We start from the raw sequence: 14,444 nt of genomic DNA on the forward strand, positions 1-14,444 counted from the left end.
TCACTGAGTTTGATGCGACCCTTGGGCTTGCTCAAGGAGGTTACCAATTCCTATATTTGGATTACGCTAGCTGATAATCTCTGTAACCTGGGAAAACTCTCTAATTTTTTAAGCCTGAGTAGTTACTAGCTATCTCACTAAGTTGTTGGTCATTTCAATAACAAAAGGGGTGCGTGTTTGATGTGTCTCGAATTAGGGTGAAAGCTAATGGTTTTCTTTTGCGGGTTTTTCTGGGCCAGGTTGCGATCGCAACCTGGCTTAACAATGGCAATAGCAGATTGACCTCGCCCTCAGATAACCTCAGACCGAGGTCCATTGCAGGAGCTTTTCTTACTGCCTGTATACGTGTAGAGTATGGGGCATAAGGGCTACAGGATCTCAGACGGCAAGGACGTAATTTTAGTCCATTTTTAGTCCAAGATCATTTAGCACCTCCTTGAATGCCTTCATTTTATTGAATTTTATCTGATTGATTGGTTGCGGTATACGCAACTAGTCAGCCAGGCTTTCAATGCAGCATACAAAAGCAAGCTCCAATACCTCATCCCCTCCCGGGAGGGGCAACGGGGTGGGTCAACCGCTGATGCCAAGAATCGATTCCAGTTTGATCGCTGATGAGTTTTCAGCACCAGGGGTAACAGCAGCTTATTTACCTGAAGATTATCCAGATTTGACAGCGACTAATTTAGCAAATGCATGGCTCTATCCAGATACCCATGCTAACGAGATGGACGGGGCTATTCAGCTACAAGCAGCATCGCCTGTAGCATCCGGCGAAACTGCTGCTGCTCCTCGGTTCGCGCTAGAAAGATATCTTCCACCATGGGCCAGGGGTAATACATTGCCCCAGATTATGGCCTAATTTCCATCAAAGTTGGTAATTTCCACCCCAGAACCATGGGCATGGGCAGGATTATGAGCAAAGGTCGGTGGGATGGGTGTGTTGCGATCGCAACACACCCAAATTTACCAACTCCCCATAGGAACAATAGAAACCGGATCAACCCTCAACTCATCTGTAAAAACAATATATTGCTCATGCTCTCTACCCAGCCATCACCCCATGTCCCCCAACCAAGAAGCCGTCACCACTGCGATCGCAGTTCTCCTATCCACCACCCCCGACACCCGCCTGGGCCAGCTACTCAAAGTCTGCCTTGCCGCCAAAGTAGACGGAGACGCCAGCACCAAAGCCCAAGACCTGTTTCAAGACACCAGCAACCTAGTCCAATGGGTGCAAGAGGTGATCGGCCATGACGGCCAATATACCCCCGACGAATGGCAAGCCCTGGGGGAAATGGATCTGATCGACAATGTTGAAAAATTTGTAGAAGAACTCCTGACCGAAGTCGAAGCACTGTAGCCTTAGAAGCATTAGCCTAGCCAGACATGACTTATCGTTATGGCAGCTAAGCCAACGTTGCGCTCAAGGGTGTATATATGTCTCTATTTTCCTTCTCCGGTCAACGTCCTGGCAATTTAGGCGTTAACCAAGGTAAGCTGCTGGCCTGCCCTGGCACACCCAACTGTGTCTGCAGCCAGGCTGACCCCAGCGACAAAGAGCACTTTATTGACCCGATTACCAGCGATAAATCATCCGAAGATGCCATTTCATCCCTCAAAGCCATCATTGAAGGGATGGAACGCTCCACCATCAACGCAGCCACTGCCGACTACCTCTACGCCGAGTTCTCCAGCAAGCTCATGGGCTTTGTGGATGATGTTGAATTTTATGCTGGACAGACAGGCGTCATCCATGTGCGAGCGGCCGCCCGCCTAGGCAAGTCCGATCTGGGGGTCAATCGCAAACGGGTAGACACCATTCGAGAAAAATTTCAAACTGCCAACTGACCATGAAACCAGACCAAAACCCTGGCATGGAAAAAGTGGATCAATCCAGTCCAACGTCATCGTCAAACCGTTTGGCCCAGACCACGTTGGACTACCTCATGTCCCTTAGCTTCCGCCAGGGGGACCTACAAAAATATCTCAATGACATTGCCCATGGTGTAGCGGAACTAACCGCCATGGATTGGGCTGTTGTCACCCTGAGTTTAGGAGACTTCAGCAAGGTCCTAGCCAGCAGTCTTGACTGGGACAACGAGAATGACGAACCCTACCCGATCCACGGCTCAGTAGCCAAAACCGTGATCCAAACCCAGCGCCTGCTGACGGTAAAGGACACCCAGTGTGAAACCCATTACGGCGCAACTCCCGAGGGCTATCGGGCCTATTTGGGGGTGCCCCTACAGTCTCCGACCGGCAAGCTCCTGGGCACCATTTGTTGCTTCCATAAACAACCCAGGGACTTTGCCCCAGAAGAGATTCGATGCGTGGAGCTATTTGCCGAGCGGGCCACCATCGCCATTGATAACTTTCAGCTATATCAGCAGCAGCTGAAGTTCAACGAAACCCTAGAAGCCGAAGTAGCCAAACGTACCGCCGAACTAAAAGAGGCCCAGTCCCAGCTGATCGAAAAAGAACGACTGGCAGCCATTGGTGAATTTACCTCCATGATTGTCCATGAAATTCGTAACCCGTTAACCACGGTGCGCATGGGTCTCCATGCTTTGAAGGCGTTGGACCTGGGGGAACGCGATCGCAACCGCCTCAGCCTCGCCTTAGCAGAAGAGAACCGCCTCAAGCAATTGTTAGATGGCATCTTGCAATATGCCAAACCCCAGATCCTAGAAACCGTCCGCTGCGACCTCAATCAACTACTCCAAGAAACCGTCGAAACCCTAGGACAACAGCCTGTCATTGCTGAGCGCAGCCTGCAGGTGACTCTGGCCGATGTAGCAGTGCATGTGAGTTGCGATCGCGACAAACTAAAACAAGTGTTGATCAATCTCATCAGCAATGCCTGCGAAGCCATCAACCCAGGAGAAGCAGTAAACATCTCTCTCTCAAAAACAGATCAAGCTTGCCTCACCGTCCACAATGGTGGCTCACCCATTCCCCCTGACATTCTCGCTCGCCTCACCCAACCCTTCTTCTCAACAAAGTCTTCTGGCAATGGATTAGGCCTAGCCATCGTCAAACGCATCATCGATGCCCATCAAGGCAGCCTTACCTTTACCTCCAACCCAGAAACAGGCACCACAGCCACCGTGCAACTACCCCAAACCGAAAGCAACCTTTTTTGAATATGAGAATTATCAATCTTAAATAAAGATTAATGATTCTCAAAAATAGACTCAAATTAACTTCATTAATCTTAAGCTGAGACACTGAAGCCCCTCGAAACTATCTCCATTCAAGACTAATTAGTCTCAACTCTAGACCAACCTCAAGGCAAACTAATCTTGAATTGAGACGTGAAAACACACAAAATTGTCTCCAATAAAGATTGAAATGTCTCAAATCTAGACCTACTTCAAGGCAGTTCAGTCTTGAATTGAGACTTCAGCTTTGTAGCTCATGGCCTACCAATCCAGTCGTTGGATTATGCTTACCGTTGTAAATTTAGTTGGGCATCCCTAATGCTGAGCTTAAAGCCCTACCACAAGCCACTTTTTAACTATCGAACTCAGGTTTAAAGGTGCGGTAACCCGAGCCGTGGAAGACGATGATGATAGTCATCACTTCGCTGACCCTTAACCGGGAGTGATAGCTTTTCGGCTGGCCATCCCACGGCAGTCGAGCGATATCTCGCTCACACAGTCGCTCAAACTCGCGGTAGAAGTCGTCAACGTCACAGCAGATCTGGGACATGGCTGAGGTGCTTGGAATTCAACACTTTGAGCGTAACCCCCAGCTTTTTTCAGCGCTCCATTCCTTGTCGACCTCAGGTTAAAAAAACGTTAAATGTAAAATTTAATACTTTTTCCGCTTTAGACTGGAGGGGTGAAGAGTGATCGCAACATCCGGTAGTCACGCAAGGGACTGAGTTATGCTGGCATTGACGGTCGTTATTGATATCGAGACAATTCAAGAAGAAGCTCGTCAGCTCGTGGATTGCGGTAAGTTAAGACGGCACCAGCCCATTTATCGCCTGTGCACCTTTTTCCCAGCGCGAGAACGAGAAATCGTCGAGCGGGAACTGGTAGCCCACGACTATTTTTTGCGCGATCGCGTGATTGATCTCCTGAGCCACGAAGACTGGACCAACGACTAACCGCAACCATGGCACCTCATCAGCGCGCTCGAGCCGAAAGTCCCATGCTGAGTGTCGTGGCTCTGGGGGGCAATGCGTTGTTCAAACGCAGTGAACCCTTGATGGCTGAGCGACAGTTACAGAATATTCGCCAGGCCACTACGGCATTAACCGATCTAACAAAACACAGTGAGCTGGTAATCACCCACGACAATGGGCCTCAGGTCGGGCTTTTGGCACTTCAAGGCGAGGGCCTACACCGCTGCCGCCCTATCCCTTAGACGTGTTGGGGAGGGCAAGGCAATCGGCCATGGTTAATCAGGGGTGAACAGAATTACAACATCTCCAAAGGATAGTCTTTGGCAGGAGCCGCTGACCATTCCCACATGGAACCCGCATAGTTTTTGACTGAATATCCCAGGGAGACCAACACCGCTGCCAGCCAGCCAGACCGAATTCCCCCGGTGCAATACACAACAACTTGAGTTTCAGGGGTAATGCCTGCTGTCAAAAGCTTTGACCGAATTTCATTCGCTGGCAGCAGCCTGCCATCCTGGCCCATAAACTCTTTGAAATACAGATTAATCGCTCCGGGGACATGGCCCCCTCGCTGTTCTCCATAGGGAGTCTTGCCCGCATATTCCCGCGCCTCTCGGGTATCGATCACCACAAAATTCTTCTCACCTAACTGCGCTTTAAGTTGGTCTCGCTGAATCTCCCAGGTAGTGTTTCGCTCCACCACAAAATCTCCAGGTTCAGCAGCCCCATTCCCCTGACGCACCGGCACCCCGGCATCTACCAAGGCCTTAAAGCCCCCATCCACCAGCACCACTTGGGAATGGCCCAGGGTACGCAGCATCCATACAATGCGGCCATCTTCTCCCCAGCCACCGGGAGGGTCCGCAAACACCACCACCGGGGTATGTTGGGAAATGCCTAAAGACTGAAGTCGTTGGGTGAGGGCAGCATCCTGGTCCAGCAGCTTACCGGCCAGGACCGCATCGCCAGGAGAAAACTGTTTCCAGTCCGCATAGACAGCATTTTGCAAACGGGTGAGGGCCAGCTTGCGCGTATCCAACAGGGTAGCCCCCTGGTCAATCAGCTGTTTGGCTTCCGTAGCGCTCACAATCCACCGCTGTTCTAATGACTTTGCCGCCTGGGCCGCTGCTAGTTCTGCTGAGTCCGTAACAGACGATAGGGGCCGTTCGGATTCAGGTGAGGATTCAGAAAGCGATTCAGGTAAAACACCCTCTCGCTCAAGGGGTAAATTGTTTTTGCGCCATAGGGACATGTCTCCCTCTAGGTGGAGGACCGAGTCCACCCCCGCCTCCCGTAAGGTTTGTTCCGCAATGTTGGCTCGGACTCCCCGCTCGCAATACACCACAATCGGTTCGTCCGGCAGTTCATCTAGCCGGTCACCCAGTTCCTGAAAGTGGATATTAATTGCTCCTGGAATATGACCTGCTGCATATTCCTCCGCCGTACGCACATCCAAAATAAACGGAGCAGCCCCCGATTCGATCTGGGTGACTAATGCCTGTTGAGATATCTGCGCACTGGTTTCCGCCATTGCACCACAGGCCGCCAAATGAAGACAGAGGCAGGCCACTAAAACTAAATTGCTTCCCTGGCGATACATCGTTGTTCCCATGACCCGCCATGGCCAGCTACGCCTAAAAGTATAGGGGCAATTCCTTGGAAAACCTGCATGCACGATTGGGCTATGGGGTATACACATCTGGAAGAGTGTGACCTAAAAGGGATATTTGGCCTGGGGTTTTCCCTCATCCTAAATCCTTCTCCCTGGGGGAGAAGGACTTTGAGGCCAGCTATGCACGGTAGCTAGGGTCGGGCAAAGGACTTTGAGGCCAGTTATGCACGGTAGCTAGGGTCGGGCAAAGGACTTTGAGGCCAGTTATGCACGGTAGCTAGGGTCGGGCAGGTGAATCAAACTAAGACTATATAATCTCAAATTGAGTCTATAAGAAGACAAATTAGTCTTAATTTAAGACAAAAGGATCTTAAAAAAGATTTATTAGTCTTAAATTAAGACTAATAAAAAGACAGGATGTCTCATTTTTAGATTGCCTTGACCAACATCCTGGCGTCTTTAACCTCCAATTTGTGACATGGTGCGACTGTAGGCACCGGTTGTGCCCGATTCCCTCATCTTGAAGTTGATTTCTGGCTTATTGGCCACTAGGGCACCAACACGCTCTCGAATTGACTGGATTGATTCCCCACCCCTCAGGGCTTCCCGTAAATTCAGTTGGCCGGTTTCATTCAGCAGGCAAGGGCGGAGCCAGCCGTCGGCGGAAAGCCGCATGCGGTTGCAGCGATCGCAAAAGCACTCAGACATCTGACTAATGAACCCCAAAGTGCCCTTTGCCCCTGGAATTTTGAACACATCCGCCGGACCATTCCCCCGAATGTTCGACTCTTCTAAACCCCAGCGATGGCGAATCTGTTGTCGAATGGTTTCAGAATCAATCCATCCCTTATCAGAAAACAGATCGTCATTGCCAATCGGCATAAATTCAATAAAACGCACATGCCAATTTTTATCGAGGGTCAACGCCGCCAAATCTAAGATCTCATGATCGTTTACCCCTGGGATGACAACAACGTTGAGCTTAAGCGGGTCAAACCCTACCTGATGAGCCGCTTGAATGCCATTCCACACCTGGTGCCAGCGCATTTGGTTCGATGCCGTATCCCTAGCCCCAGGGCCAACAATGGCCTGAAACGTCTCCGGTTGCAATGAGTCCAAACTGATGTTGATGCGGCGTAAACCAGCATCATATAAAGGCTGAGCCAGTTTCTCTAACTTAAAGGCATTGGTGGTCAAGGCCAGATCTGTTGTCTCCGGCAGCTGGGCAATAGCCTGCACCAATGGCACAATACCTGGACGCAGTAAGGGTTCCCCCCCAGTCAAGCGAAACTTAGTAAACCCTAGAGGGATAAACACCCCCTGCAAGAGGGTCAAAATTTCGTCATGGCTAAGCCAAAACTCCCGTAGCACATAGCTCAGGTCAGCCCCCTCCGGCATGCAATATACACATTGAAAATTACAACGGTCGATCAGGCTAATGCGCAGGTAGTCAATCGGATTCATAGGCTTATGGAGGGTCTGCTCGCCGGCTCTTTATTATGAACCACCCTTCCTAAGACGGAGACGAATCTCTGGGAACCATTTTAGGTATTTCCTGCCAAACAGATACCCCTAGGTCAATCGGCTCAAATTCTGATCAAGAGTTTAGAAGATGGGGTATTACCGCCATCGGTTTGCTAATCTAGATAAAATCTTTTTAAAACCCCCCTAGAAAATCCCTAATATCAATCCCTATCCTCCCTAGGCAAGCATTAGTTCACCTGACATCAGGGCCCGTGATATCCGTCCCTTAAACCTCCTTTACCCCCAGGAAGCACGCCCCAGGGACGCCCCCATACCCATAAAAATTAACGTTTCCCTGTCCACCTCAGCATCAGGATTTAACTCGTGACTGCACCAACTCCTACCATTACTGACACCGTATCTGGGACATCTCCTGGGTTCGACCGCCAAATGCTGATTATTCTTGACTTTGGCTCCCAATATTCTGAACTGATTGCTCGCCGCATTCGCGAAACTCACGTTTACTCAGAAGTGCTTTCCTACCGCACCTCAGCCGAGAAAATTCGCCAGCTGAACCCTCAGGGCATCATCCTTTCGGGGGGACCTAACTCTGTTTATGCTGACAACGCCCCCACCTGCGATCCCGCCATTTGGGACCTGGGAATTCCAGTCCTAGGCGTATGCTACGGCATGCAGCTGATGGTGCAGCAGCTGGGCGGCCAGGTGGAAACAGCCGCGCGGGGTGAATATGGCAAGGCATCCCTCCATATTGACGATCCCACAGACCTGCTGACCAATGTGGACAATGGCTCCACCATGTGGATGAGTCATGGTGATTCGGTCACCCAACTCCCCCCAGGATTTGATGTGTTGGCCCACACTGACAACACCCCCAGTGCCGCTGTGGCGGACCATGAACGGGGCTTTTATGGTGTGCAGTTCCATCCAGAAGTGGTGCATTCCGTCAATGGTCAGGCGCTGATTCAGAATTTTGTCTATCACATCTGTCAGTGTGAGCCTACCTGGACCACGGAGGCATTTGTCGAAGAGGCCATTCGTGAAGTCCGGGCCAGGGTCGGTGATAAGCGGGTTCTGCTGGCCCTTTCCGGGGGGGTGGACTCCTCCACCTTGGCCTTTTTATTGCATCAGGCCATTGGCGACCAGCTCACCTGCATGTTTATTGATCAAGGATTCATGCGGAAGGGAGAGCCCGAGCGGTTGGTGGACTTGTTCGATAAACAGTTCCACATTCGGGTGGAATATGTCCAGGCCCGCCAGCGATTCTTGGACAAAATCGAGGGCATTACGGACCCTGAAGAAAAACGTAAGCGCATCGGTCACGAATTCATTCGGGTTTTTGAAGAGGAATCTAAACGCCTGGGTCCCTTTGACTATTTAGCCCAGGGCACCCTCTATCCCGATGTGATCGAATCTGCCGATACCAATATGGATCCGAAAACGGGGGAGCGGGTGGCGGTCAAGATCAAGAGCCATCACAACGTGGGGGGACTGCCCAAGGATTTGCAATTTAAGCTGATCGAACCCCTGCGCAAACTCTTTAAGGACGAGGTGCGCAACGTGGGGCGGTCCGTCGGTTTACCCGATGAGATTGTGCGACGTCAGCCATTTCCGGGTCCAGGTTTGGCCATTCGCATCCTGGGGGAAGTAACTCCAGAGCGGCTCAATATTCTGCGCGATGCAGACTACATTGTGCGGGAAGAGATCCGCAATCGTGGTCTGTACCACGATTTTTGGCAGGCGTTTGCGGTGCTACTGCCAGTGCGCAGCGTCGGGGTCATGGGGGATCAACGCACCTATGCCTATCCCATCGTGCTGCGGTTTGTTAGCAGTGAAGATGGGATGACGGCGGATTGGTCCCGTCCCTCCTACGATCTCCTAGAGGCGATTTCTAACCGCATTGTGAATGAGGTGGATGGGGTGAACCGGGTGGTTTACGATATTACCTCCAAACCTCCTGGCACCATCGAATGGGAATAGGTCTTTAAGCTACCGCCGCCCCCTTGGGGCGGGCAAAGATCATCCGACCGGCGGAGGTTTGTAAGGCTCCGGTCACAACCACTAAAACGTTGTTGCCAATGTAGCCCTTACCGGCCTCCACCACCACCATGGTGCCATCGTTCAGATAGCCAATACCCTGGGAATCTTCCTTGCCCTCTTTAAGGATTTTGATCTCAATGTCATCTCCGGGCAAATAGGAGGGTCGAATGGCTTTGGCTAGATCGTTAATATTTAAAACCGCCACCTGCTGCACCCGAGCCACTTTGCTGAGGTTGTAGTCATTGGTCAGCAGCATGGCATTCATTTCCTGGGCCAGCTTTACCAGTTTGGCATCCACGGTTTGCACGTCCATGTAGTCCGCCGGGTCCACCACGACGCGCTCGGCATAGGTGACCCGCAACCGATTGAGAATGTCTAAACCCCGCCTGCCGCGGGCTCGCTTTTGGTCGTTGGCGGCATCGGCTACGGTCTGCAGCTCTTGCAAAACAAACTGCGGGACAACAATCCGCCCTTCTAGGAAGCCGGTTTCCAACAGGCTCTCTACACGACCATCAATGATGCAGCTGGTGTCTAAAATTTTGGGGGCTGAGGGTTTGAGGGTGCCTTCAGCGATCAGCATGCTTTCTACACTGCTGGGGTTGACCAACCGCAACAGGGCCCGGCCTTGGGTATCGGCCAGGTTCATGCCCGATACCGAGAAGATAATGCTGTTCATGACAGCGGCCAGGGGTTTAATAAAGTTAAATTCGCTGGGAATCGGCAATAAAAACACCGGGGCCAAAATTAGGTTGGCAATCAGCAACCCTAAAATCAAGCCGATGGCTCGGGCAAAGATCCGATCGGGGGGCAGATTGCGGATTTGTTTTTCCAGACGACGGTAGCTGGTCTGGGCCGCGATCCCTAAACCGGTGCCAATCAGCCCGCCAAATCCGGCCATCACGGTTCCCAGGCCTTCAATGTTGTTGACCTGTTCTAAAACTGGGGGGGGTAGTAGGTCAACGGCATAAAAGCCGATGCCCGCGCCTGCCAAAATAAATGAAATTACGATTAATGCGTCTAGCATTCGAATGATGTCGGCCTGAGGTGGCCCTTTTAAGGGGATGGTAAACGTTAGACCATTCCCGGAAAGGCCCAAACAACGACATTATAGTCACTGAATGTTCCCCCCATTGAGTTCTTACCTAATGCTTTTATGTTCCCATGCGGTCCCATGCCCCCATCCGAGCCCTTATCTGAGGGACCAGATGGGCCTTCAGCCGCCTATGTTCATATCCCCTTTTGTCGTCGCCGCTGCTTCTACTGTGATTTTCCCATTTCGGTCATTGGCAATCGCCTGCGGGGAGAGACATCGGGCACCATCAGCACCTATGTGGGATGGCTGTGTGGGGAAATAAGGGCCACCTCTCCCTTGGGGCCAGCCCTGAGAACGGTTTTCTTTGGGGGAGGCACCCCTTCTCTACTGTCCGTACCTCAGTTGGAGCAAATTTTGCACACCCTGGAACAGCAGTTTGGCTTTGCTGAAGCGATAGAAATTTCCATGGAAATGGATCCGGGCACGTTTGATTTGGCCCATGTGCAGGGTTACTGTGCCCTGGGGGTGAATCGCATTAGCTTGGGGGTGCAGGCATTTGATGATGGCTTGCTGGAACGCTGTGGGCGGTTCCATCGGTTGGTGGATGTCCATCGGGCGGTGGATGACATGCACCGTTCGGGAGTGCCCAGCTGGAGTCTGGATCTAATTTCAGGGCTGCCCCATCAGACCTTGGCGCAATGGCAAGGGAGTTTGGCAAGTGCGATCGCAACCCAGCCCCACCACCTCTCCATCTACGATCTCACCATCGAACCCCAAACGCCTTTTGGCAAACAGTACCAACCCGGTGAGACGCCTCTACCCACGGAAGCCACCACCGTGGACATGTATCGCCTTGCCCAGCAGATGCTGACCACCGCAGGCTATGACCACTACGAAATTTCCAACTACGCCAAACCCGGTCACCAGTGCCGCCACAACCGCACCTATTGGGAAAATCGCCCTTTCTACGGCTTTGGCCTGGGGGCCACCAGTTACACCCAGGCCCAGCGGGTAGCCCGACCCCGCACCCAGCAGACCTACCGCCAATGGGTGGAGCAGTATCAACAAGCTAATGGGGTGCTGGATGAACCTAAACTGCCACCCATGGAGCAACTGACCGACCATCTCATGGTTGGCCTGCGCCTCGCCGAAGGGATTGATCTGGGTCCCTTTACCCAGATCTGGGGCGATCGTTTTACCACCATGCTCCACCAATGTTTACGGCCCTATTTACCCCAAGGCCATGTGGTGCTCGAGAACAACCGACTCCGCCTCAGCGATCCCGACGGCTTTCTGATTTCCAATGCTGTCCTAGCGGATCTGTTCCATGGTCTGGAGCAAATCGCCGGGGATCAAATTTCTGGAAATTAAACCCTTGGAAATTAGGCCATGGCCCTCAGCAAAACTTAAACGTTTTGTAACATCGGTAACGATAGGGGCGATCCATAATTTGCCAAAGGATACGATCAATCCTTGTGAAAAAAGATTCCTCCTGTTATGCCAAAGGTACTTGTCTCAGACCCCATCGACCAATCAGGTCTCGATATTTTGGCCCAGGTGGCCCAAGTTGACGTTAAAACTAAACTCACCCCCGAAGAACTGGTTCAAATCATTCCCAACTACGATGCCTTGATGATTCGCTCAGGCACCAAAGTCACCAGCGATGTGATTGAGGCCGCCAGTCAGCTGCAAATTATTGGTCGGGCTGGCGTCGGTGTCGACAACGTGGATGTGCCCGCCGCCACCCGCCGGGGCATCGTCGTGGTTAACTCCCCCGAGGGCAATACCATCGCCGCTGCAGAGCACGCCCTGGCAATGATGCTGTCCCTGTCCCGAAACATTCCCGAAGCCGACAAAACCGTCAAATCCTCCGTTTGGGATCGGAAAAATTTTACCGGCGTGGAAGTTTATAAAAAAACTCTCGGGGTGGTCGGTCTTGGCAAAATTGGCTCCCATGTGGCCACCGTGGCTCGGGCTATGGGCATGAACATTTTGGCCTATGACCCCTTTATCTCCAAAGAACGGGCGGTGGAACTGGGGTGCAGCCTAGTGGATTTGGACATGCTGTTCCAAAATGCGGACTATATTACCCTGCACATTCCCAAAACGCCTGAAACCACCCATTTGATCAATGCCAAAGCCCTGGCCAAGATGAAGCCCACCACCCGCATTATTAACTGTGCCCGAGGCGGCATCATTGACGAGGTCGCCCTGTATGAGGCCGTTAAAAACGGCACCATCGCCGGAGCAGCATTGGATGTGTACGAAGATGAACCCCTGGGGGAAAGTGCCCTGAGGGAACTGGGCAAGGCCGTGGTACTCACCCCCCATCTGGGGGCCTCCACCGCCGAAGCACAAATCAACGTCGCCATTGATGTGGCTGAGCAAATTCGGGATGTTTTACTAGGTCTCCCGGCCCGCTCCGCCGTCAATATTCCTGGCCTCCGGCCCGATGTGCTAGAGAAGCTCCGCCCCTATCTACAACTGGCGGAAACCCTGGGTAACCTGGCGGGGCAGCTGGCGGGAGGACGGGTGGAACAGGTGCAGATTCGGCTTCAGGGTGAACTGGCGGACCAAGACAGTAAACCCATTGTGATTGCCACCCTGAAAGGCTTATTAAGCAATGCTCTAAGGGAGCGGGTGAACTACGTCAACGCCTCCATTGAGGCCAAGGAGCGGGGCATTAAGGTGATTGAAACCCGCGATGCCAGTGTCAAGGATTTCACTGGCTCCCTCTATGTTTCGGCCCAAGGTTCCCTGGGGGAGCATTCCGTGACGGGCACCATCCTGGGGGGCTCCGAGGTGCGGATTACCGATGTGAACCAGTTCCCCATCAACGTACCCCCCACCAAATACATGCTGTTTACTCTGCACCGTGACATGCCGGGGATTATCGGTAAAATCGGGTCTCTGCTGGGCAGCTTTAATGTCAACATTGCCAGCATGCAGGTGGGGCGTCAGATTGTCCGAGGGGATGCTGTCATGGTGCTGAGCATTGACGATCCGCTTCCCGATGGCATTCTGGAAGAAATCACAAAAGTGCCCGGGATCCGCGATGCCTACACCGTTGCCCTATAAAATGGTGTAACAGTTCTGATGGCTAGACTTGGGGCATTTGTGGAAACTGTTCTAACCCCCCAGTTCTAGCCATCGCTCTAGTCAGACCATAGTCAAAACCCATTCCAATACCCCTAAATAAACCCTTGGCAAACACCTGGTGGGAAATACAAGTCACCTGTTCCCCGCTGCTGGAGGATACGGTCTTCTGGCGGTTTGAAAATTGGGATGGTCGCGGCACCGCTAGCGAGTCCTGGGGCCTACAACGACAGATCAAAGCGTATTTTCCCCAGCAGCGGTTTTGCAATGTGGATTTGGCCGCCTTGGCCCTGCGGTTTCAACAGGATGCCCTCTGTCTGGGCCTGCGCGATTTGCCCCAAGTGACTTGGCAACTGATTGAGGATGAAGACTGGGGCAAAAGTTGGAAAAAATATTGGCACCCCCAACCCGTGGGGGATCGGTTGTTAATTAACCCAGCCTGGATGGACCCGCCCAAGGATTCATCGCGGTTAGTCCTCCGGTTAGACCCAGGCACTGCCTTTGGCACCGGCACCCATCCCACGACCCAGCTGTGTTTGGAGTCCTTGGAAATGCGCCTCGGCGAGCCCACGGCAGCGCCCCAAACCTTGGTGGATATTGGCTGTGGGTCCGGTATTTTGTCCATCGGGGCCATCCTGCTGGGGGCCCGATATGTGTATGCGTTGGATACGGATCCCTTGGCGGTGAAAGCCACGGGGGAAAATCGGGATCTCAATAACGTCGATCCAGCTCGGCTTTCCATCGCCCTGGGCAGTATCGACGGCCTAGAGGTGAGTGAGCCGGTGGATGGCATTGTCTGTAACATCCTGGCGGAAGTGATCGTCGAGTTGATTCCCTACTTTAACGGCATTGCTAAGGCCTCCACCTGGGGCATTTTGAGCGGTGTGCTGTTGGAGCAGTCTAAATGGGTGTCCGATACCCTGGAAAACCATGGGTGGACAGTGGCTACCCTCTGGCGACGGGGGGACTGGTGCTGCCTGAATATTCGCCGCCCATAGGGTGGGCATGGCCTACCCATATAAGCTGGGAATATGACTTATGGACAT

The 14,444-nt window shown here is 52.5% G+C and carries 13 protein-coding genes; 9 read left to right on the forward strand and 4 right to left on the reverse strand.

Annotated elements, in window-relative coordinates; translation table 11 throughout:
- Positions 1–1,063: 1,063 nt before the first annotated feature.
- The 3 genes from VB741_RS22695 (at position 1,064) to VB741_RS22705 (ending at position 3,146) form a co-directional block, all read left to right on the forward strand.
- Positions 1,064–1,363, forward strand: coding sequence for a hypothetical protein (locus tag VB741_RS22695; protein ID WP_323367496.1), 300 nt, complete (start codon positions 1,064–1,066; stop codon positions 1,361–1,363).
- Positions 1,364–1,440: 77 nt separating this feature from the next.
- Positions 1,441–1,851, forward strand: coding sequence for a DUF1499 domain-containing protein (locus VB741_RS22700; protein WP_323367497.1), 411 nt, complete (start codon positions 1,441–1,443; stop codon positions 1,849–1,851).
- 2 nt (positions 1,852–1,853) lie between these two features.
- Positions 1,854–3,146, forward strand: coding sequence for an ATP-binding protein (locus VB741_RS22705; RefSeq protein ID WP_323367498.1), 1,293 nt, complete (start codon positions 1,854–1,856; stop codon positions 3,144–3,146).
- Between the two features lie 370 nt (positions 3,147–3,516).
- Here the strand turns inward: VB741_RS22705 and VB741_RS22710 are convergent, their stop codons facing one another.
- Positions 3,517–3,714 carry a hypothetical protein gene (locus VB741_RS22710; protein ID WP_323367499.1) on the reverse strand — a complete coding sequence of 66 codons (198 nt, stop codon included), beginning with the start codon at positions 3,712–3,714 and terminating at the stop codon, positions 3,517–3,519.
- A gap of 178 nt (positions 3,715–3,892) precedes the next feature.
- On the opposite strand from VB741_RS22710, the gene VB741_RS22715 reads away from it, so the two are divergent.
- A complete protein-coding gene (locus VB741_RS22715; protein WP_323367500.1) occupies positions 3,893–4,117 on the forward strand; it encodes a DUF4327 family protein in 225 nt (74 codons plus the stop codon).
- 8 nt (positions 4,118–4,125) lie between these two features.
- Positions 4,126–4,377: a hypothetical protein gene (locus tag VB741_RS22720; RefSeq protein ID WP_323367501.1), complete on the forward strand. Its 252-nt coding sequence runs from the start codon at positions 4,126–4,128 to the stop codon at positions 4,375–4,377.
- 53 nt (positions 4,378–4,430) lie between these two features.
- Here the strand turns inward: VB741_RS22720 and VB741_RS22725 are convergent, their stop codons facing one another.
- Both VB741_RS22725 and moaA read right to left on the reverse strand, forming a co-directional pair.
- Complete coding sequence (locus VB741_RS22725) at positions 4,431–5,747, reverse strand: rhodanese-like domain-containing protein (RefSeq protein ID WP_323367502.1); 1,317 nt, start codon at positions 5,745–5,747, stop codon at positions 4,431–4,433.
- A gap of 459 nt (positions 5,748–6,206) precedes the next feature.
- Positions 6,207–7,211 carry a GTP 3',8-cyclase MoaA gene (gene moaA, locus VB741_RS22730; RefSeq protein ID WP_323367503.1) on the reverse strand — a complete coding sequence of 335 codons (1,005 nt, stop codon included), beginning with the start codon at positions 7,209–7,211 and terminating at the stop codon, positions 6,207–6,209.
- A gap of 450 nt (positions 7,212–7,661) precedes the next feature.
- Here moaA and guaA point away from each other — a divergent pair, with 450 nt between their 5' ends.
- Positions 7,662–9,209: a glutamine-hydrolyzing GMP synthase gene (guaA, locus tag VB741_RS22735; protein WP_323367525.1), complete on the forward strand. Its 1,548-nt coding sequence runs from the start codon at positions 7,662–7,664 to the stop codon at positions 9,207–9,209.
- A 4-nt stretch (positions 9,210–9,213) separates the two neighbouring features.
- Here guaA and VB741_RS22740 read toward each other — a convergent pair whose 3' ends face one another.
- Complete coding sequence (locus VB741_RS22740; RefSeq protein WP_323367504.1) at positions 9,214–10,293, reverse strand: PIN/TRAM domain-containing protein; 1,080 nt, start codon at positions 10,291–10,293, stop codon at positions 9,214–9,216.
- Between the two features lie 147 nt (positions 10,294–10,440).
- Between VB741_RS22740 and hemW the strand changes: the two genes are divergently transcribed.
- From hemW to prmA, 3 genes are all read left to right on the forward strand, one after another.
- Complete coding sequence (hemW, locus tag VB741_RS22745) at positions 10,441–11,673, forward strand: radical SAM family heme chaperone HemW (RefSeq protein WP_323367505.1); 1,233 nt, start codon at positions 10,441–10,443, stop codon at positions 11,671–11,673.
- Positions 11,674–11,799: 126 nt separating this feature from the next.
- Positions 11,800–13,380 carry a phosphoglycerate dehydrogenase gene (gene serA, locus VB741_RS22750; protein WP_323367506.1) on the forward strand — a complete coding sequence of 527 codons (1,581 nt, stop codon included), beginning with the start codon at positions 11,800–11,802 and terminating at the stop codon, positions 13,378–13,380.
- 125 nt (positions 13,381–13,505) lie between these two features.
- The gene (gene prmA, locus VB741_RS22755; protein WP_323367507.1) at positions 13,506–14,396 is read left to right on the forward strand and encodes a 50S ribosomal protein L11 methyltransferase; all 891 of its coding nucleotides are present in this window, start codon (positions 13,506–13,508) and stop codon (positions 14,394–14,396) included.
- Positions 14,397–14,444 lie beyond the last annotated feature (48 nt).

Source organism: Leptothoe sp. PORK10 BA2 (genome assembly GCF_034932105.1).
Taxonomy (GTDB): domain Bacteria; phylum Cyanobacteriota; class Cyanobacteriia; order Phormidesmidales; family Phormidesmidaceae; genus Leptothoe.